At 60.1% G+C, this 18,910-nt stretch carries 17 protein-coding genes and 1 tRNA gene; 5 read left to right on the forward strand and 13 right to left on the reverse strand.

Going from position 1 to position 18,910, the window contains the following annotated elements:
• Positions 1-5 precede the first annotated feature (5 nt).
• The 9 genes from FOY56_RS15630 to FOY56_RS15670 form a co-directional block, all read right to left on the reverse strand.
• Positions 6-377 (reverse strand): ExbD/TolR family protein, encoded by a 372-nt coding sequence (locus FOY56_RS15630; RefSeq protein ID WP_146346805.1) that lies wholly within the window; start codon positions 375-377, stop codon positions 6-8.
• A gap of 4 nt (positions 378-381) precedes the next feature.
• A complete protein-coding gene (locus tag FOY56_RS15635; RefSeq protein ID WP_146346806.1) occupies positions 382-1,374 on the reverse strand; it encodes a MotA/TolQ/ExbB proton channel family protein in 993 nt (330 codons plus the stop codon).
• 283 nt (positions 1,375-1,657) lie between these two features.
• A tRNA-Glu gene (locus tag FOY56_RS15640) sits at positions 1,658-1,732 on the reverse strand.
• Positions 1,733-1,833: 101 nt separating this feature from the next.
• Positions 1,834-3,576, reverse strand: a complete 1,743-nt coding sequence (recJ, locus tag FOY56_RS15645) for a single-stranded-DNA-specific exonuclease RecJ (RefSeq protein ID WP_146346807.1) — start codon at positions 3,574-3,576, stop codon at positions 1,834-1,836.
• 111 nt (positions 3,577-3,687) lie between these two features.
• Positions 3,688-4,659, reverse strand: coding sequence for a class II fructose-bisphosphatase (gene glpX, locus FOY56_RS15650; protein ID WP_146346808.1), 972 nt, complete (start codon positions 4,657-4,659; stop codon positions 3,688-3,690).
• Between the two features lie 97 nt (positions 4,660-4,756).
• The gene (locus FOY56_RS15655) at positions 4,757-6,223 is read right to left on the reverse strand and encodes a hypothetical protein (protein ID WP_146346809.1); all 1,467 of its coding nucleotides are present in this window, start codon (positions 6,221-6,223) and stop codon (positions 4,757-4,759) included.
• On the reverse strand, positions 6,220-7,881 hold the full coding sequence (locus FOY56_RS15660; RefSeq protein ID WP_146346810.1) for a CHAT domain-containing protein: 1,662 nt from the start codon (positions 7,879-7,881) through the stop codon (positions 6,220-6,222). The genes FOY56_RS15655 and FOY56_RS15660 overlap by 4 nt, the downstream gene beginning before the upstream one ends.
• A 48-nt stretch (positions 7,882-7,929) precedes the next feature.
• On the reverse strand, positions 7,930-9,216 hold the full coding sequence (locus FOY56_RS15665) for a homoserine dehydrogenase (RefSeq protein WP_146346811.1): 1,287 nt from the start codon (positions 9,214-9,216) through the stop codon (positions 7,930-7,932).
• An 87-nt stretch (positions 9,217-9,303) separates the two neighbouring features.
• Positions 9,304-9,645: a hypothetical protein gene (locus FOY56_RS15670; RefSeq protein ID WP_146346812.1), complete on the reverse strand. Its 342-nt coding sequence runs from the start codon at positions 9,643-9,645 to the stop codon at positions 9,304-9,306.
• Between the two features lie 66 nt (positions 9,646-9,711).
• Here FOY56_RS15670 and FOY56_RS15675 point away from each other — a divergent pair, with 66 nt between their 5' ends.
• Positions 9,712-10,299, forward strand: a complete 588-nt coding sequence (locus FOY56_RS15675; protein WP_146346813.1) for a TetR/AcrR family transcriptional regulator — start codon at positions 9,712-9,714, stop codon at positions 10,297-10,299.
• A gap of 222 nt (positions 10,300-10,521) precedes the next feature.
• Positions 10,522-11,631, forward strand: coding sequence for an HlyD family secretion protein (locus tag FOY56_RS15680; protein ID WP_146346814.1), 1,110 nt, complete (start codon positions 10,522-10,524; stop codon positions 11,629-11,631).
• 45 nt (positions 11,632-11,676) lie between these two features.
• Here the strand turns inward: FOY56_RS15680 and FOY56_RS15685 are convergent, their stop codons facing one another.
• The gene (locus FOY56_RS15685) at positions 11,677-12,588 is read right to left on the reverse strand and encodes a pirin family protein (RefSeq protein WP_146346815.1); all 912 of its coding nucleotides are present in this window, start codon (positions 12,586-12,588) and stop codon (positions 11,677-11,679) included.
• Positions 12,589-12,797: 209 nt separating this feature from the next.
• On the opposite strand from FOY56_RS15685, the gene FOY56_RS15690 reads away from it, so the two are divergent.
• Both FOY56_RS15690 and FOY56_RS15695 read left to right on the forward strand, forming a co-directional pair.
• Complete coding sequence (locus FOY56_RS15690; RefSeq protein WP_146346816.1) at positions 12,798-13,754, forward strand: NAD(P)-dependent oxidoreductase; 957 nt, start codon at positions 12,798-12,800, stop codon at positions 13,752-13,754.
• A 60-nt stretch (positions 13,755-13,814) separates the two neighbouring features.
• Entirely contained in the window at positions 13,815-14,303 is a 489-nt protein-coding gene (locus FOY56_RS15695) for a hypothetical protein (protein WP_246139505.1), read from the forward strand.
• Here FOY56_RS15695 and FOY56_RS15700 read toward each other — a convergent pair.
• The 3 genes from FOY56_RS15700 to FOY56_RS15710 are packed head-to-tail and all read right to left on the reverse strand — an operon-like array spanning position 14,279 to position 17,156.
• Entirely contained in the window at positions 14,279-14,833 is a 555-nt protein-coding gene (locus tag FOY56_RS15700) for a TadE/TadG family type IV pilus assembly protein (protein WP_146346818.1), read from the reverse strand. The two genes, FOY56_RS15695 and FOY56_RS15700, sit on opposite strands and share 25 nt — an antisense overlap.
• A gap of 5 nt (positions 14,834-14,838) precedes the next feature.
• Positions 14,839-15,375, reverse strand: a complete 537-nt coding sequence (locus FOY56_RS15705) for a TadE/TadG family type IV pilus assembly protein (protein ID WP_146346819.1) — start codon at positions 15,373-15,375, stop codon at positions 14,839-14,841.
• The gene (locus tag FOY56_RS15710) at positions 15,372-17,156 is read right to left on the reverse strand and encodes a pilus assembly protein (RefSeq protein ID WP_146346820.1); all 1,785 of its coding nucleotides are present in this window, start codon (positions 17,154-17,156) and stop codon (positions 15,372-15,374) included. The genes FOY56_RS15705 and FOY56_RS15710 overlap by 4 nt, the downstream gene beginning before the upstream one ends.
• 296 nt (positions 17,157-17,452) lie before the next feature.
• On the opposite strand from FOY56_RS15710, the gene FOY56_RS15715 reads away from it, so the two are divergent.
• Entirely contained in the window at positions 17,453-18,883 is a 1,431-nt protein-coding gene (locus FOY56_RS15715; RefSeq protein WP_146346821.1) for a Glu/Leu/Phe/Val family dehydrogenase, read from the forward strand.
• Positions 18,884-18,910: the final 27 nt, after the last annotated feature.

The following is an 18,910-nucleotide window of genomic DNA, read 5'->3' on the forward strand; positions in this document are numbered from 1 at the left end:
TTTCGTCACTCCACCAGCACGATCGAGGTAAAACCAGCACCCCGAAGCGCTTCGGTTACGGTCACGATACGCTGCAGGTTTGCGCCGTTGCGCCCGCGCAGGATCAGCGTATCCGTCGGGCTTTCCACCAGCGGTTCCAAGGCTTGGGCAAGGTCATCGACCAACATGCCATTGACCGCCGTCGTGTCGGGCGAGATGTCAATCAGACGCGGCGGTCCGCTATAGTCACCGCCGCTGGATGCCAGTGGCAGGTTCAGCACGGCGTCTGACCCAAAACGGGACGCCAGCATGAAAAACACCAGCAACAGGAACACCACATCAATCATCGGTGTCAGGCTGGGTTTTCGCCGGATGCGGGGGGGCGGTGCGAACTCCATCTTGTTACTCGGCAGCAAGCCGCAGATGTTCCGAGCCCTGAGCGATAAACAAACGGGTCGCGCTGTCTTCGATGTCGCGGCGAATCCTGTCGATCACAGACTCAAACCAGGTCAGCGCGGCCGAGGCCGGGATCGCCACCGCCATGCCCGCCGCCGTTGTCAGCAAGGCCTCCCAGATGCCACCTGCCAACAGCGCCGGATCGGCCCTTGATCCCGCAGCCTGCAACGCCTGAAACGCCGCGATCATACCCAGAACCGTGCCCAGCAGACCCAGCAAAGGCGCAATGGTCGAAATCAGCTCCAACGCCCCAAGTCCGACGCGCGCCGACGCAATTTCACGCTTGGCGACTCGGGCCGTTTCTTCGCGCGCGCGATCTTCGGGCAGGGTGGCAATGGCAGTCAGCGCAGTGGCAACCACTTTGGATCGGATGCCGCGCCGCCCGGCCACGATGGCCAGCGCCCCCTTGGGATCTTGCCGTTCAACGGCTGTCACGGCTTGGCCAGCCTTGCCGCGCGACCAGGCACCAATCAAGGCCAGTCGCCAGGTTTTCCACAAGATCAGCGCAAGTGTGACAACCGACAGCGCCGCAATCGCCCAGAGTGCCGGGCCTCCATTGCGAAGGAAGGTCAGCGCTGCCCCGGATGCGTCCTGTGCCATATCCATCAGGTCATCTTCTGCGGGAAGAGGTGGGTTTGCAGAAATGGAACCCGATTGCAAACTGTCACCCACAGGTTTTGTCAACGTGCCTTCCGCATGGCTTTGGGGCATGTCAGGCTCGGGCGTCGCATCACCAACGTCGGGCCTGTCCAAAGGCTGATCGCCACTTGGCGTCGTCGGGGACACATCAGTTTTGTCAGCGATCCCGTCGGTCGTTTCACGCAATGGAGCCTGCGGCGCAGCCAAATCGGCCACCGGTGCGGTCGGCGTTTCGACGCTTTGCGCCAAGCCAAGGGCAGGGGCCAGCAACAGGGCGGCGACCAGAATGTGCTTGGTCATTGATTGCTCCAGTATGCACCGAAACCGGGTGTCAGGCGCTGCGATCCGCCCGCTCGCCTGTTCGGCGAGACGCGCGATGTCTGTGTTTCTAGCCTGACGTCTGGCGTAACAATTAGATTCGACGCAAGATAATAGGCGTCACGTTCACAAAAGCGTGAGTGACGTGCTCGATTTGCAGCGCCCGAAAGCCGGGTTTTGCGGTGCATTCTGTCTTGATTGGATCGTGGGTGTGGATTTTGACGCTGCCAGTTATTGATTAAAAACAAAACTATGCAGGTAAAAGTGGCAGCCCGTAGGGGAATCGAACCCCTCTTTCCAGGTTGAAAACCTGGCGTCCTAACCGATAGACGAACGGGCCACTCTGTGCGTGAGCGGCTAATTAGGCAATCTGCGCAGCGCGCGCAAGCGTAAAAATCACCCATTGGCGCAAAAAATTTTCAGGCCCATCCGGGGCCGTTCTCAGGCGGGGGCTGCGTCGTCCAAACGCAGCTGAACGCTTTGTCGGCCGTTCCACGTGTTGATCTCAAGCCGGCCAGCCATGTGGAACCGCGCACCGCCATGTCCGACCAAAGCCGCCCCTAACCCGGTGTCGAACGCACCAAAGCAAATGGCGTCAATGTTGTGCCCAATTCCGTCTGACAAGGTGAGCTTCAAATGTGATTCTCCCACCGGTCGGGCGTGACGTATTTGCACATCGGGCAGGGCGAACCGAGGGGCGGGGGCGCCGGCACCAAACGGGCCAGCCTGATCGATCTGTTCGATCAGCTGAATGGTCGCAGCGCCCGGCATCAAGGCTCCATCCAGCCGCAAATCTGCCGGGCCGCCCTGACCTGCGCCCTGCTTCGCCAACAACTCGGACAAGCGCGCCATCGCTGGGTCCACCTTGTCCCGGGCAACGGTCAGGCCTGCCGCCATCTTGTGGCCGCCGCCCTTGATCAGCAACCCTTCGGCGACCAGCCTCTGGATGGACGCGCCCAGATCCACGCCGGTGACCGAGCGGCCCGATCCCTTGCCTTCGTCGCCATCCAGCCCGATCACGATCGCAGGCCGGTTGGCCGCGTCCTTGAGTCGTGAAGCGACGATGCCCACGACGCCCGGATGCCAGCCTTCACCAGCGGCCCAGACCAGCGGTGCATCCAGTCCGCGCTCTTCGGCCTGATCAATGGCAGCCGCGCGCACGGCATTCTCGATATCGCGGCGTTCGGTGTTCAGCTCATCAAGCCGTTGTGCCATCGCTTGCGCCTCGACGGCCGAGGTTGTCGACAAAAGCCGGGCGCCCAGATCAGCCTGACCAATGCGGCCGCCTGCGTTCACGCGGGGGCCCAGCATGAACCCCAAGTGATAGGTCGACGGTGCCGAATCCATCCGGCTGACATCGGCAAGCGCCATCAGGCCGGGGCGGTTTCGCCGGGCCATGACCTTCAGACCTTGCCGCACTAATGCCCGGTTGGCGTCGATCAGTGGCGCGACATCGGCCACGGTGGCCAAAGCCACCAGATCCAGCAGCGCCATCAGGTCAGGGCCTGCGCCCATGCCCCGGTCCCGCATCTGGCGGCGGGCTTCGACCAGCATCAGAAACACCACGCCAGCGGCGCAGAAATACCCCAGATCTCCGGTTTCATCCTGTCGGTTCGGGTTCACCACGGCCACAGCCGGGGGAAGCGTTTCGCCTCCCAAATGGTGGTCCAGAACGATCACATCAGCACCCTTGGCAGCCGCAATCGGCTCATGTGAAAGTGTGCCGCAGTCAACGCAGATGATCAGGTCATGATCCTGGGACAGCGCCTGCATTGCAGGGACATTCGGGCCATAGCCTTCGTCGATCCGGTCCGGCACATAAAGCGTCGCCTGAAGACCCATGTCTCTCAGCCAGACCACCAGCAAAGCCGCCGAGCTGCCCCCGTCCACATCATAGTCCGCAAACACGGCGATCTTCTCACGGCGCTGAACCGCATCCAGAAACCTGCTCGCAGCGGGTTCCATATCCTTCATCTTGCGCGGGTCGGGCAGCAGGTCTTTCAACTGGGGGGTCAGAAACGCAGTCGCTTCTTCCTGAGGCACGCCGCGTCGGGCCAGCACCTGGCAGATCGGACGCGGCAGGCCCGTTGCCTGTGCCATGGCCTCGCCAGCCCTGTCTATGTCGATCGATGGGCCAACCCAACGCCGCCCTGTCAAAGAATGCTCGACCTCAAGAAAACTCACGCCTTACCTCCAGGTACAAAAGGCCGGACCCAAACGGACCCGGCCTTTTCTTCTCTTTCAAAATACTCTCGCCGAAGGCAGCGGCGCAAGCCGCTTCCTCCCGTACCGTGATCAAACCGGCGTGCGATACTGCATGCGCCGGACCGACCCGGTTTTTGACCGCATCAGCAGGGTCGTGGTTTCGACCCAGCCGGGCTGGCTGCGGATTCCGGGCAGCAGGGTGCCGCCGGTCACGCCAGTCGCGGCAAAGATAACGTCCTGCGTCACCATTTCGTCGCGCGAATAAATCCGGTTCAGATCGGTGATTCCGGCCTTGGCCGCACGTCCGCGTTCGTCATCGTTGCGGAACAACAGTTTGCCAAAGATCTGACCGCCCATGCATTTCAACGCCGACGCCGCCAGGACACCTTCGGGCGCGCCGCCTGATCCCATATACATATCAATGCCGGTGATTTCGCTTTCGGCGCAGTGCATGACACCTGCCACATCGCCATCGGTGATCAGCCGGATCGCAGCACCGGTGCTGCGCACGGCGGCGATCATGTCCTCGTGGCGCGGACGCTCAAGGATACAGACCGTGACATCGGATGGTTTGCAGCCCTTGGCCGCAGCCAGCGCGTTGACGCGCTCGACCGGCGACATGTCCAGCGTGACAACGCCATCGGCATATCCCGGGCCGATGGCCAGCTTGTCCATGTAAACGTCCGGCGCGTGCAGCATCGATCCGCGCGGCCCCATCGAAATCACGGTCAGCGCGTTCGGCATGTCCTTGGCGGTCAGCGTGGTGCCTTCCAGCGGATCCAGCGCGATATCGACAGCCGGGCCATTCCCCGTGCCGACTTCTTCGCCGATGTACAGCATCGGGGCTTCGTCCCGTTCGCCTTCGCCGATGACGACAACACCGGCGATTTCCAGCAGGTTCAGCTGTTCGCGCATGGCGTTGACGGCGGCCTGATCGGCGGCTTTCTCGTCACCACGTCCGACCAGAGATGCCGAGGCCAGCGCAGCCTGTTCAGCGACGCGCGCCAGACCCAGAGACAACATGCGGTCGTTAAAGATTGTGTCGGTTTCCGAGGCAGCCATAAAAATCGTCCCATAGGTAAATATTGTTTCAGCGGTCACATACCCCGTGCACCATGCACCCGGCAAGGGGGGACGCATCACAGGGTCCAAAGCACGCCTATTTAGCGTGCGAAACGATGACGCAACTGACAAATCCGGGGGTCTCAGGGCAATTCTGACCAACGCCCGGATCAATCCCGCCGCCTGCGTCATGGGCGCTGCGCAACAGCGTTTCGATATGCCTGCGCGCGCCAAGGCGTGCCTGTGTACTGGCATAGGCGGTGTCATTGCGCGCAGTGATCTGCGCCTGCCGCGCGGCCAGGGATGCGCGTGCATAGGCCAGCGCTTGCTCATGCGCCCGGGTGGTCGACAGGATCTGAGCGGTATCTGCAAGAATCAGGTCTCGATCCAGCCCGCCGCCCTGATCGACATGGGCCAAGGCCGCTTCAGCGGCGGCCAGAACTGGCGTGGGGTCGGAGATTTGTCCGTCAATCTGGCTCAGCCGCGCGGTCACGACCGCTGTGTAGAAGGCCGTCATGAGAACCAGATCCCGGTCACCCGCTGCCTCGGCCTTGGCGCGGGTCCGGTCAATCAGGTTCAAAGCCTCCGCACCATTGCCTGACCGGTAACTTAGGCTGGCTTGCAACAACAATAACGTATTGCGACTGTCGGTCGTGACGGCAAATTCCGTCGCTTCCCGCAGCGCGTCGGTTCCGATTTGATCATAGCCCAACGTCAAGGCCCGCGTCGACAGATCGGTCAACAACCGGAACATGATCAGGCGGTCGTCTTGCGTCCACCGCTGCGGCCACCACGCGATCGGCTGCCCGGTTTGCCAGGGCGCGCGAGTCATATGCCCCAAAGCCCGCAACAATGCATTGGCACTGTCGGTCAGGCGACCCAATGCAGCCAGAGACTCGGCGATCTGCATTTCAGCTTCGGTATTGATCGACCGCACATCGGCTTCGGACAGATCTGTTCCCATTGGCAGAATGGCGCTGGCCGCAGCTCCGATGGCGCGACCGAATTCGCCTTTGGCCGAGGCGGCATAGGCGCGGTCCAATGACCGACGGGCCAGGTCTGTTGCCGCCGTATTGAAATCGGATAGTTCCCCGTCCGACCAAAGCTGGATTCGGTCTGCCAGATCCCGGGCATCGTCTTCGCCCCAAGAGGCCGCGAATTCAGGCAAGGCCAATTGCGCAGTCTGCGCAGCGTCCTGAAACCGACCAAGGTCTGCCAGCGCATAAGCCTGACTTACTTTCAATGCCGTGGTAAAGCCCGCCTGTTCCGGATCGCCCGCAATCAGAGCCAAACCGTCCTCAGTCAACTGCAAGGCATAGCTTGGATTGGACTGATCCAGCCGGGCAAAGTCAGCCTGCATCGCATAAAATATCGCCCAGTCGGGTGTCAGCCAGCCCCCAACGCGAGCATCACGCAAGGCGCCGCTCAGCAGCGTATAGGCCGCTTGCGTGTCCCCGGTGGACAATGGTGCTTCCAAAGCGGTCATCACATCGTCAAAGGTTTCCGATGCCCGCGCCGGGAATGGGAGTGTCAGCAACAAACCCAGGGCCAGCGCGCGGATCATCGTCCATCCCCCACGATTACAAATGGCGCCCATGCAGAGGGGTGCGCTAGCGACGGATCACTTTCGTCGGTCAGCATGGATTGCATTGCCAATTGCAGGGCCTTGGCCTTGCTCAGCCCGGACGGGGCGTTGATCAGGTTTTCGAAGGTTCCGGTTGTCAGACGTGCCGCAGCATCGTCCCGGACCGGCCAGTGCGACACCATGATCGACCGCGCCCCGGCAAACAGAAACGCGCGGGCAAGGCCGGACAGACCTTCGGCATCCGGGCGTCCGTCGCTGCCCGCCGTGTTGCAGGCCGACAAGATAACCCAATCCGCATCCAGCGGCAGCGACGAGATTTCCGATGCAGTCAGCAAACCGTCATCCAGCCCACTCGCCTGTTGCGGTGGGCTAAAGACCAGCGCAGGTTCGGCCAGCCCTTTGATATCGCCAGATAACAGGCCGTGGGTGGCAAAGACGATGACATCTGCGGTGCCAAGATCCGCAGATTTGACAGCGCCCTCAGTCGCGGCCTTCCCCAGATACAAGTTGCGCTCGGATGCCCCCAGCGTCCGCGCGATCCGGTTCAGTTCGACCCGCGTGAATGGCAATGGTGCAAGCGCACTGATCCCGTCAGGATCACCGGCCCCGGATCGCATCAGCGCATCGGCCGAGGTCGTCAAAGCGGTGCCCCGGAAATCCGGATCGCCAAAGCCAAGTAACGAAAGTTGGGTTTGTTTGGGCTTGCCAACCGCCTGCCGGATCAGCGGCAAGCTGTCGACCGAGGGCAGGCTGGTCAGCGCATAATCCTGAAACAACCAGCGTGTCTGGCGCATGGTCTCAGGATCGTCATCGTCGCCGGGGATCAGTTCAGACGGTAGAACCGCCAGCGGTAATCCGGACAACGGGCCGTCCATCACCGAATAGATGTGTTTGGTCCCCTCCAGAAACGGGATCAACGGCGCGATCAGTTCGGCATATATCAGGAACGCTTCGGTCCTGTTGAACACAGCAATCCGGGGGCCGTCATCTGCCGTGTCCAACGACATCGCGCCGCGCGTCGCAGCATTTGGGTCCAGTGTTGCGCGAATGTTGGCCACCTGATCGCTTAGCGACGCCCGCCCCAGGCCAATGCGCAGCCAGGCCGCCGTGGTGGGCGTTATCGCCCAGGAATACGTGTCGCGTTCACCGCTATAGATGAACAACAGCGCTTCGTCCGGCTCCAACGCATTCTGCGCCTCGGAAATTGACAACGGACGGGGGTGGGTCAGGCGGTCATGTGCCGGAAAGTCCCGGGCCAACGCGGCATCCACCGTTGCGATCTCGCCCCGGATTGCGTCGATATCACCCGACAACCGCACGGCCAGAGCATCGGTGTTGGCCTTATCATCGCGCCCCAATGTGGCCAGTTCCGCTTCGGCACGTTGCCGCAAACCGGCAAGGCTTTGACGGCGCCGCAACAGGTCAGCCAATGGGCCATCCCCTGCAGCGCGGCGGGCCTGCATCTGCTGAATGGCACTGCCAGCGGACGAATAGAACCCCCATTGGGCAGCCTGAAATGCCTCGTCGATCACCTCGTCAGACGATGTCGCCTCAGGCCGAGGGATCTGGGCCCACACAACCGGTGGGGCAAGGCACGTAAGGCAAAACGCCAGTAATCGCAGGCATGCACATGTCATTGCCGTCAGTTAATCCGACGCAGCAAGCCATAGGCAAGCTGAAAAGGATCAGACCTGTTCGATCCGCAAAGCCACTGGCACGGTCGCGACCACGTCGGTTGTCTTCATTGCGTCCAGCGCCTGATTCAGGGCCGCGCGGGTGGTCTTGTGGGTGACGATCAGAACGGGCGCCGTGGCGTCATCATGGCTGTACTGCCGCATCCGGTCGATGGACACGCCTGCTTCACCCAACACAGCCGCAACCTTGGCCAATGCGCCGGGTTTGTCAGCCAGCGCCATCCGCAAATAGTAAGGAGCGGGCAGGCCGGTGCTGGCAGCGGGCGCGTCTTCCAAAGTCGCGGCCGGTTGGCCAAATGTCGCGATGCGCAAACCGCGTGCCAGATCGCAGATATCGCCCAGCACGGCGCTGGCAGTCGGGCCTTCGCCCGCACCGGGGCCGCGCAGAACAACCTGTTCCACGGCATCGCCTTCGATCACGACCATGTTGGTGCCGCCCTCAAGCTGCCCAAGCGGCGAATTCGCAGGCACCAGACAGGGCTGCATGCGCTGCACCAACCCGCGCGGGCTGCGCTGAGCCACCCCCAACAGTTTGATACGGAACCCCATATCAGCCGCTTGCCGGATGTCTTCGATGGTGACGTTCTGGATGCCTTCAATCTCGATCCCGTCGAAATCGGGTTTGGTGCCGAACGCAATGGCGGACAGGATGGCCAGCTTGTGCCCGGCATCAATCCCACCCACGTCCAGATTGGGATCCGCCTCAAGATACCCCAACGCTGCGGCTTCGTCGAAGACCGTGTTGTACCCCAGCCCGGCACTTTCCATCCGCGTCAGGATATAGTTGCAGGTGCCGTTCATCACGCCCATGACGCGGGTGATTTCGTTTCCGGCCAGCCCTTCGGTCAGGGTCTTGATCACCGGGATGCCACCTGCAACGGCAGCTTCGTACCGGATAACGCGGCCCGCGCTTTCGGCCTGTTCGGCCAAGGCTTGCCCATGAATGGCCAACAGCGCTTTGTTGGCGGTGACCACGTCCTTGCCAGCCGCCAGTGCGGCCTCGGTCGCCAGTTTGGCCGGGCCTTCCGACCCGCCCATCAGTTCGACAAACACATCAACATCGTCGCGCACCGCCAAAGCCACCGGATCGGTCTCCCACGCATAGGACGACAGGTTCACACCGCGATCCTTGCTCTGGTCGCGGGCGCTGACGGCTGTAATCTCGATCCGCTGCCCCGTGCGGGCCTCAAGCAACGCGGCCTGACGGCGGACGATTTTGACAACTCCGGCTCCGACGGTCCCCAGACCGGCGATCCCTAGGCGCAAGGCTGCAGTCATCGTCCGTATTCCTTCATCTTGGTGATCTTTCGACGCGTGGCTTAGCGGTTTCATCGGTGCTGCGCAACGGAGAGCCGGGCGTCAAAGTCACTCTCCGACGGTTTCTCCAAGCCGGGTGCGCGATTCAGCATCAAGAATTGGCTTGCGCAGTGCGGCGGCCCGTTGTTCCAACCGGGCGCGGCGTGCGGCCAGCTCGGCATCAACCTCTTCTGCCGTGCCAGCTTGTGGAGTCCTGATGGCCAGCGCGGTTTCGATCGGAACAAGCGCCGGATAATCCGCATCCCGTAGCCGTTCCGATATTCCCTCATCCAATTCCGGGATATCGACACAGCCAGACAGGCCCGACGCGAGCGCGCAAGCCAGCAACAACAGCCGGGAAACAGGTCGAAACAACATTGGCAGACAATTCAGCAGCAGAACCCCGTTCATGCCCGGTGAATCACTTTGACGCAAGCAGGGGTTTTTTCTGAACAGATGTTCAGATACCGTTATCACATGGCACGCACCGCAGGTTCACATTCAGACATCACCGGCCCACGCATCAACGACGCGGCCCTGCACCTGTTCGCACGTCACGGCTATGCCGCCGTATCCATGCGCCAGATCGCTGGCGAGGTCGGCGTGCAGGCCGGGGCGCTTTACAACTATACGCCCGACAAACAGAGCCTTCTGTTCACGCTGATGAAGGACCATCTTGAGCAACTTCTTGCCGCGCGCCGCACAGCGGAAACGCCGAGCGGTGCAATGGCGCAGCTTGAGGCGTTCACCCGATTCCACATCCGGTTTCACCTTGAGCGCCCCGACGAGATGTTCATCGCCTACATGGAACTGCGCAACCTGACGCCCGAGAATTTCGAAGTGATCGGGGTGCTACGGGGCCAGTATGAAGACGAACTGGAAGGTATCCTTCGAACCGGCGTCACCGAGGGCGTGTTCTCGATCCCCGACACCAAAGTCGCGACTCTGGCCGTGATCGGCATGCTGAATGGCGTGACCACCTGGTATCGGGCGGGCGGTCGATTGTCCCTGGATCAGGTCGAAACGATCTATTGGGACATGGTGCGTAAAGCCATGGCGGCCTAAGCGCGCAACTGCCCGGTGCGATCACCTGATCAGAGGGCTTTCTTGCAGTTGCGGTGCGGCCTCAAGTGCCCCAAACTGATTTGGACCGGCGTTAGCAGACCGTGACCAGGGTGTCCGCATGACCTCAGACACGAGAAACGTGTTCCTGCCACGCCTACTGGATCATTCTGATCAGCGGCCCACTTCGGCGCTGCAAGATCAATCAACCGAAAGGAGCGCCCGATGCTCATTGTCCTAGGTTTGTATTTCGGCATTGTCTGGCTGGTTTTCTCCAAGCTGAAACTGCTTCCCTGGAACGGCCTTTCGAAAGGCGTGGTGTATACAGGCGCGCTGGTGATCGCGCTTGTGGTGATCGGGGCGCTTAATCACACGACGCCATCCGGGCCAGTTTCGGTTCAGGGCACGGCTATCAGCATTGCGCCGAACGTGGCCGGGCCAGTAACCGAAGTGTCTGTCGAGGCAAATCAATCGGTGGCCAAGGGGGATGTTCTGTTCCGCATCGACAACACGACTCAGACGGCCGAGGTCGCGCGATTAAATGCAACGCTCGCATCCGCACAATCGGCAGCGGACCAATTGGCCACTGACTTGCAGGCCGCCGAAGCAGACATTGAATCGTTACAGGCCCAACTGGTCTTTGGCGTGCAGCGGCGGGATGACTTCATGCAGCTGGCTGATCGTGGAGCATCGTCCGAGTTCCAGTTGCAAGAAGCAGTCTCGACTATTGAACAATTGGAGGCGGGGCTTCGCGCCGCCCTGGCGCGCAAGGCGGGCCTTGAGCGGCGCATCGCGGCGCAGATCGATGGGGTTGATGTCGGTATCGTCGAGGTCGAAGAGGCGCTTGTTCAGGCGCAGTGGGCGCTTGATCAGACTGTTGTGCGTGCGCCGGCCGACGGCATTGTGACAGGGCTGTCCCTCAGGCCGGGAAATCGCGTGTCCCCTTTGCAAGGCGCGGTCAATTTTGTCATTCCCGGTGATCGAACGCTTTTTGCCAGCCTGCCACAAAGCAGTTTTCCCAACGTGTCGGTCGGCGATGTCATTCGGGTCGCATTGGGGACTATGCCGGGGCAGGAATTCGAAGCGACCATTCTGACGATCCCGCCCGCCACGAATGAAGGTACGATTGATGCCAGAGGCGGCCTACCGTCCCTGCAAGAGATCGCGGGTGCTTCACAATATGTGGTGATTATTGAAGTTCCCGATAACCTGGCCGCCAACGCCGTGCGCCTGGGGGCATCGGGCACTGCGCTGGTGATCACCGATGGCGCAGGGCCGATCTCGGCATTGGCTGAGATCCTGTTCTGGGTCTCGAAGATGATGAACTACATCTGACGATCATGACGCACTGCAGCCCTCGCTGGTCTGAAGGCCCTGACTCTAATGTGCAGGGCGGATGAACGTGCCGTTGCGCAGATCCTTGAACGCTTGCTGCAACTCGGCCTGCGTGTTCATCACGATTGGCCCGTGCCAGGCCACAGGCTCGTCAATCGGCGCCCCCGAGATCAGCAGAAACCGAACACCCTTCGGCCCGGCCTGAACGGTCACCTCGTCACCGGTGCCGAACCGGACCAGCGTGCGGTCCCCCGACATGTCCCGGATATTCACCTCTTGCCCGGCGATTTCCTTTTCCAGCAGCACGCCAGACGGAGCAGACGCATCAGCGAACGCAGCGTCGCCTTCAAAAATATAGGCAAACGCCCGGCGATATGTGTCGATGCGGAACGTCTTGGTCACACCGGCAGGCACCCGGATGTCCAGATATTGCGGATCGGCGGCGATACCGTCCACCGGACCGGTCTTGCCCCAGAATTCCCCCACGATCACCTTCACACGGGTGCCGTCATCATCAATGATCTCGGGGATATCGCCAGCCGTCACATCCTGATAGCGCGGCGTGGTCATTTTCTGGCTGCCGGGCAGATTGCCCCACAATTGAAACCCATGCATATGGCCGGTCGCACTGGCCCCGGGCATTTCCTGATGCAGGATGCCTGACCCGGCCGTCATCCACTGCACATCGCCAGCACCCAGCGTGCCGGTATTGCCCAGTGAATCCTCATGCTCGACTGACCCTGACAGCACATAGGTGATCGTTTCGATGCCGCGGTGTGGGTGCCAGGGAAAGCCTTGCAAGTAATCCTCGGGGTTGTTGCTTCCGAACTCGTCAAACAACAAAAATGGGTCCAGTTCGGACGGATCCTGAAAGCCGAACGCGCGGTGCAGTTTCACACCGGCCCCTTCCAGCGTCGGTTGGGCGCGGCGGGTTTCAAGTGTTGGGCGAATGGACATATCAGGTCTCCGATGCATTTCCGCAGTTGAAACCCAAGATAGTCTGCGCGCCTGACTTCGCAATCTGGACCAATTCACCAGTCCTGTGCATTTTTGCAATATTCCGGGCTGACCGACCACGCGACATTTCCTAAGGTCAGGCGTCGCAAACAGAAGCGACTGTCGTAATTCTTCCATCAACCTTGTCGGCAAATCAGCGGAGTGCAGATATGCAAATTGGATTTATCGGATTGGGAAATGTCGGCGGCAAGCTGGCGGGAAGCCTCGTGCGCAATGGCGTGGACATTCAGGTCCACGACCTTGATGCCGAACGGGTGGCCGGATTTGTCGCCTTGGGCGCGACAGCAGGCGAAAGCCCTGAGGACATGATGCGCACTTGCGACGCGGTCATCACCTGTCTGCCCAGCCCTGCGGCGTCTGATGCGGTCATGCAGCAGATGCTGGATGAGGTCGGACCCGGCAAGATCTGGATGGAGATGTCCACGACGGACGAGGCCGAAGTCAAACGGCTGGGCGCCGACGTCATCGCGCGCGGTGGTGCGGCCGTGGATTGTCCCGTCTCTGGCGGATGCCACCGCGCCGCCACCGGCAATATCGCGATTTTTGCAGGCTGTGATCGCGCGACGTTCGACCGGATCCTGCCCCTGTTGACCGTCATGGGCCGCCGTGTGCTGCACACCGGAGACCTGGGCAGCGCCAGCGTGCTCAAGGTTGTGACCAACTTTCTGGCCACAGCCAACCTTGTCAGCTGCGCCGAGGCACTAACCGTTTGCAAAGGCGCGGGCATGGACCTGAACACCGCGTTCGAAGCGATCCGGATTTCGTCCGGGAATTCCTTTGTGCACGAAACCGAAAGCCAGGTAATCCTGAACGGCAGCCGCGATATTTCGTTCACCATGGATCTGGTGGCCAAGGATATCGGTCTGTTTCAGGACGTCGCCGACCGGGCCGGGGTGCCGATTGAACTGAACCCGCTGTTGATCTCGATCTTTGCCGATGGGATCGAGCGGTTCGGCCCGCGCGAACTGTCGCCGAACATCATCAGGCGTCTGGAAGAGGTCACAGGGCTTGAGATCCGCGCCCCCGGTTTCCCGTCCGAAATGACTGATGATGAACCCGAAGAACAGGGCGCCGAGGTTGTCATTCACCGCCCGGCAGCAGAATAGGGTTCTCGCCGCCCGCGTTTCCGGGTATGCCCGCCAGCGCAATGGGTGGAGATGCGGACTATGGACGAAGTTTTTGCGACAGTGAGCGCGTCACAGGCCCGACGCTGGACCGGCGTCGGGATGCTGATGATCGTTGGCGCCGTGGTGATCTACGTCGCGATGGCAACGCCGCCAGCGTTTGAATGGCAGGTGTTTCTGATCGGGACCGGACTTGGGGCCTTCTGGATGGCTGATCGCATGCGCCGCGCCACCGAGCACAAACTGGAACTGACCGAAACCGAACTGAAATCGACCGAAGGCATCGTTCTGGCCCGGATCGAAGACATCAAAACGGTTGAACGCGGCGTGTTCGCGTTCAAGCCGTCCAACGGATTCCTGATCACCCTCAAGACGCGGGGCAACCGGGTCTGGCGACCCGGTCTGTGGTGGCGGATGGGGCGGCGCATCGGGATCGGTGGCGTGACGCCGGCGTCCCAGACTAAATTCATGTCAGAAATGCTCGCCGCCCAGCTCATGCAGCGGGATCAGGAATCTGACCACACCACCTGAGGCGCAAAGCGCGGTCTGGTAAAGACGATGTTCTTCAAGTTCTTATCGTCCATGCCGATGTTATAGAGCGGTATGAATTTGTTGGCAGTTTCGACCAGGATGACGCGTTCATCATCCGGCATTGACGGCAACTGATCCCGAATGTGGCTGATGGTTTCATCGGTGCGTTCGGTGCCCAGCCCGCGCGTGGCCGACCAGTCCACATAGTACCTGTTATCTTCCTCGTCCCAGCGGATCACACTGATCCGCATGCGCACCTGCGACCGTGACCGGGTCATGGCTTCCATCAGCTCGACCATGCTGTCGACATAGTCGTCGTTGATCGGTTGCGTCTCGCGCGAGATCAGATCGCTGATCGTATAGGCCGCTTTCACATTCAGGGTACTTTGGCGGAAGCCGTCAAAGAACACATAAGATGCCATGAAGGCCCAGAACAGGAACGGCATCACCATCACGAATTCGATGGTCACATTGCCGTCCGTTCCGGACAGGAACGATTTGGCGTACTGGCGAAATTTTACAAGTTTCATTGGTTTTATCGCGGTTCTTGAACAAAGACCGAAGTCGCTACAAGGGAGTACTGACCATATGAATCCTGGGGCATATTCGCACCCAGACCCGTGGTCGGAAAGATCGGGTCGATTTTCACGCAGGCCCGCAGGATCATCAGCTCGTTGTCCTGGCCGTTTTCAAAGTTACGAACCGGCGATACTTCTTCTGACTGATCGGTGCAGTCAGCATTGGTGTCCAATCCGCTCCAGTTGCGGGGGTCAACCTGGATCATCTCCAGACGCAGGTTGCTGCTGCACCCTTCTATGAAACCGGCACGCGCGCAGATCAGCGATTTGATCTCGTCATGCTGCGGTGCCGTTCCGGTGCCCAGTCGAATGTCGCGGACAGTCATGTCCATGGCGCGCTCAAGCATCGAGTGGTTGAGCGACACAAAGCCAAGCTCGATTCCCGACAGCATGATTGTGATAACGGCCGGAAAGGCGATGGCGAATTCCACGGTCGACTGGCCGCCCTCGGATCGGGCAAAGCGTTTCAGGCGTGATCGGAACCAATGTCTCATTGTGTCAGCCTCAGTTTGCGGATCGAAGACGCGATCGACGAAAACGCATCGGTGATTTCCAGCCCGTCCACGTCAAAGTAATGGGCAGGCGAACTTGCACAGTCTTCCAGAACTTCCTGGCCGCGGGATGGCGCTTCAAAGCCGATGGTAAAGACGATGATGTTCTCATCCTTCGCTTCTTCACAGATCGCCCGGGTGCGCGTGTCCTTGGTGCTGGACCCGACATAGCTGCGAACGGCGTAGTACCAGTCGTTCCATGCGTCGCTGTCATTCATCCATGGCTCGTACAGATCCTCAACGATCCACTCCAGCGTGGTATAGGCATAGAGATCGCCATAGGTCAGAATCTCGGCCTCTCCAGGCTCATCAACGGTGACTGTTGTGGCAACGGTGGCATACCGGCGGCAAGATCCGCTTCTGCGATACGAAATACACTCGTCCGTGTTTTCATAGGTCGTTTCTTCAAAGGTCCCTTCACCATAAGCATGGTCGTTCCACGTGTTGTTGAAGGGCCAGTAGAAAAGCGGCTCCAAAGTGTTGTCATCGTTGTCCTCGTCGTCTGTGTCGAGGCCGACATAAACCGAGTATTCTTCTTCTTGAGTATTCCACCAGATGTTGGAGTCGCCGCGCCGAAAATCGTCCTCGATGTAATACTGGCTGGTGTTCTGGCCGTCCGTCATCAACACGATGACCTTCAGGGTTTCACCGTCGTCGTAGTCATGCGGGCGGGCATCAAAGGCGACATCGATCTTGCCGTCGGCAATCATCCCATCGACCGGGCCTTGCAGGCTTGGATCAAGCAGGGCCGTTCCCCATTTCATCCCGAGATCGATCGAGGTGTTTCCCCGCGCTGTAAGGGCGGTGATATAGTCTTTCAATTCCTGACGGTCCTTGGACAACGGCAGGATCTCGCGGTTCGCCATCGCTTCGCAAACTGGCAACGAGCTATTGTACCCGTCGTCCATACCGATCAGTTCTTCAGGGTCGTTGTCGCGGCCATCCCAGTCGTACCATGGATCGAAATGCATGGTCCGTTCCAGTTCGGCCACTGTACTGACACTGGTCGTGTTGAACGCACTGCCCTCAAAGTTGATGCAGTTCGAATAGCTGTGTTCGTTCGTGACGTTGAACTCATCCATCATATCGTCGGGCAGCGACACCTGCGTGGCATAGGGAACGATCGAAATCGACAGTTTGTCTTCTTCCGAGTTGTCGACCATCTGATCGATAAAGTCCCTGGCGGCGATTTTCAGGTTGTACAGGCGGCTGTTCGAATTCATCGACCCCGACACATCCAGAACCAGCGAAATCTCAACGCCATCAATACGCTCTTCCGCAGTGCTGGCGGCTGGAACGGTCAGCGTTTCGACGCCGGTCATATGCATGAACTGGGTGGACATGTCAGATGACGCGTTCGCCGACACAACCCGGTACCCAAGACCTTCGTTGACGGTCACATCTGCCAGATAATCGCCCAGTCCCGCCTTGTTGAAATAATCCTGAACCACGGACTGGGGATCCAGATCTTGGTCAAGGTCAGCCGCAGCCAGCACGGCGCGGTCCAAGGTGTACTGCAATTCGGCGCGGTCGCGTTCGTACCGCATCAGGTCGATTCCGATGCCTGCGAACATCAGGATGATCAGAAAGACATAGACGCCAAACACCACAAATGTGCCGTCTTCGCGACGAATGAAACCGTCTGCAAAGCGACCCACCCGCTGAGGGATTTGGGACCGCCAGCCGACGTCAGGCCGGGCGGCAAAAGTTTCTGAATCATACATGACGCACCTCTTCCTTACAGCGGAATGTCACGTACTCCGGACACATACCGCCAAGTTGTTAATGCCAAAGGAAGGTGTCCGAATTTAGGCACAAAGGGGTCAGAATTCGGTAGGTTTACGTAAAGGTTAACGACAATACGCATGACTCTCGGACGCTTGTTTCCAATCTGGGAACGATATCGAAGGTTTGATTCGCTATCCGATGCGCAAACGCCTTTTGCAAAACGCACAAAAATGCCGCAACTGTTAACCAAGGCGTAGCGGTTACAGCGCCGTGTAAACAGGGAGGACGTTACATGTTGAAAAGGAACGAGCCAACTTTCCGCGAAAGCGTCGACATGATGTTCAACAGGGCGGTTGCCCTGATGGATCTTTCGCCGGGGCTGGAAGAAAAGATCCGCGTTTGCAACGCGACCTACACGGTCCGTTTTGGCGTCCGCCTGCGGGGCGATATTCAGACCTTCACCGGGTACCGTTCAGTGCACTCCGAACACATGGAACCGGTCAAGGGCGGCATCCGCTATGCGATGTCGGTCAATCAGGACGAAGTCGAAGCGCTGGCAGCGCTGATGACCTATAAATGTGCGCTGGTCGAAACGCCGTTTGGTGGCTCAAAGGGCGGGCTGTGTATCGACCCGCGGCAATACGAAGAACACGAGCTTGAAAGGATCACCCGTCGCTTTGCCTATGAATTGGCAAAGCGCGATTTGATCAACCCCAGCCAGAACGTCCCCGCGCCCGATATGGGCACCGGCGAGCGCGAGATGGCCTGGATCGCCGATCAGTACGCCCGCATGAACACCACCGATATCAACGCGCGCGCCTGCGTCACGGGTAAGCCATTGAATGCAGGCGGTATCTCGGGCCGTGTCGAAGCCACCGGGCGGGGCGTGCAATATGCTTTGCGCGAATTCTTCCGCGACAAGCGCGACGTGGACAAGGCCAACCTCCAGGGGACGCTGGACGGTAAACGTGTGATCGTGCAAGGGCTGGGCAATGTGGGCTATCACGCCGCGAAATTCCTGTCCGCGGAAGACGGGGCAATCATCACCGGGATCATCGAACGCGACGGCGGGCTGTATCATCCCGGCGGCCTCGATGTCGAAGCGGTGCAGCACTGGCTGACCCGTCATGGCGGGGTCTCGGGCTTTCCGGACGCGACCTATTCACCCGAGGGCGCTGCATTGCTGGAAGAAGACTGTGATATCCTGATCCCGGCGGCGCTCGAAGGGGTGATCCACCTTGAAAACGCGGCCCGGATCAAGGCCCCGCTGATCATCGAAGCGGCCAATGGCCCAATCACCGCCAGCGCGGATGAGATTCTGCGCGACAAGGGCACAGTGATCATTCCCGACCTTTATGCCAATGCCGGGGGCGTCACGGTCAGCTATTTTGAATGGGTCAAGAACCTCAGCCATATCCGTTTTGGCCGGATGCAGCGCCGTCAGGAAGAGGCGCGCCACCAGTTGCTGCTGGACGAACTGCAGCGCCTTGACGACTATCTGGGGGACGCATGGTCGATCTCGCCTGACTTCAAACAGAAGTACCTCAAGGGGGCAGGCGAACTTGAACTGGTCCGCTCGGGGCTCGATGACACGATGCGCATCGCCTACCAGTCCATGCGCGAGGTCTGGCATGACCGCGCCGATGTCGGTGACTTGCGCATGGCGGCCTATCTGGTCAGCATCGACAAGGTCGCGGCCAGCTATCGCGCCAAGGGGCTGTAAGCGACGGACGGTCGCGCCAAGCGGCCG

Origin of the sequence: Falsiphaeobacter marinintestinus (assembly GCF_007923355.1) — a bacterium.
Lineage (GTDB): Bacteria > Pseudomonadota > Alphaproteobacteria > Rhodobacterales > Rhodobacteraceae > Phaeobacter_A > Phaeobacter_A marinintestinus.

What these genes read in the sequence shown, in the direction of transcription:
- FOY56_RS15630 (WP_146346805.1), bottom strand. Translation starts at nt 377, where the DNA reads ATGGAGTTCGCACCGCCCCCCCGCATCCGGCGAAAACCCAGCCTGACA.
- FOY56_RS15635 (WP_146346806.1), bottom strand. Translation starts at nt 1,374, where the DNA reads ATGACCAAGCACATTCTGGTCGCCGCCCTGTTGCTGGCCCCTGCCCTT.
- glpX (WP_146346808.1), bottom strand. Translation starts at nt 4,659, where the DNA reads ATGGCTGCCTCGGAAACCGACACAATCTTTAACGACCGCATGTTGTCT.
- FOY56_RS15655 (WP_146346809.1), bottom strand. Translation starts at nt 6,223, where the DNA reads ATGATCCGCGCGCTGGCCCTGGGTTTGTTGCTGACACTCCCATTCCCG.
- FOY56_RS15660 (WP_146346810.1), bottom strand. Translation starts at nt 7,881, where the DNA reads ATGACATGTGCATGCCTGCGATTACTGGCGTTTTGCCTTACGTGCCTT.
- FOY56_RS15665 (WP_146346811.1), bottom strand. Translation starts at nt 9,216, where the DNA reads ATGACTGCAGCCTTGCGCCTAGGGATCGCCGGTCTGGGGACCGTCGGA.
- FOY56_RS15670 (WP_146346812.1), bottom strand. Translation starts at nt 9,645, where the DNA reads ATGAACGGGGTTCTGCTGCTGAATTGTCTGCCAATGTTGTTTCGACCT.
- FOY56_RS15675 (WP_146346813.1), top strand. Translation starts at nt 9,712, where the DNA reads ATGGCACGCACCGCAGGTTCACATTCAGACATCACCGGCCCACGCATC.
- FOY56_RS15680 (WP_146346814.1), top strand. Translation starts at nt 10,522, where the DNA reads ATGCTCATTGTCCTAGGTTTGTATTTCGGCATTGTCTGGCTGGTTTTC.
- FOY56_RS15685 (WP_146346815.1), bottom strand. Translation starts at nt 12,588, where the DNA reads ATGTCCATTCGCCCAACACTTGAAACCCGCCGCGCCCAACCGACGCTG.
- FOY56_RS15690 (WP_146346816.1), top strand. Translation starts at nt 12,798, where the DNA reads ATGCAAATTGGATTTATCGGATTGGGAAATGTCGGCGGCAAGCTGGCG.
- FOY56_RS15695 (WP_246139505.1), top strand. Translation starts at nt 13,815, where the DNA reads ATGGACGAAGTTTTTGCGACAGTGAGCGCGTCACAGGCCCGACGCTGG.
- FOY56_RS15700 (WP_146346818.1), bottom strand. Translation starts at nt 14,833, where the DNA reads ATGAAACTTGTAAAATTTCGCCAGTACGCCAAATCGTTCCTGTCCGGA.
- FOY56_RS15705 (WP_146346819.1), bottom strand. Translation starts at nt 15,375, where the DNA reads ATGAGACATTGGTTCCGATCACGCCTGAAACGCTTTGCCCGATCCGAG.
- FOY56_RS15710 (WP_146346820.1), bottom strand. Translation starts at nt 17,156, where the DNA reads ATGTATGATTCAGAAACTTTTGCCGCCCGGCCTGACGTCGGCTGGCGG.
- FOY56_RS15715 (WP_146346821.1), top strand. Translation starts at nt 17,453, where the DNA reads ATGTTGAAAAGGAACGAGCCAACTTTCCGCGAAAGCGTCGACATGATG.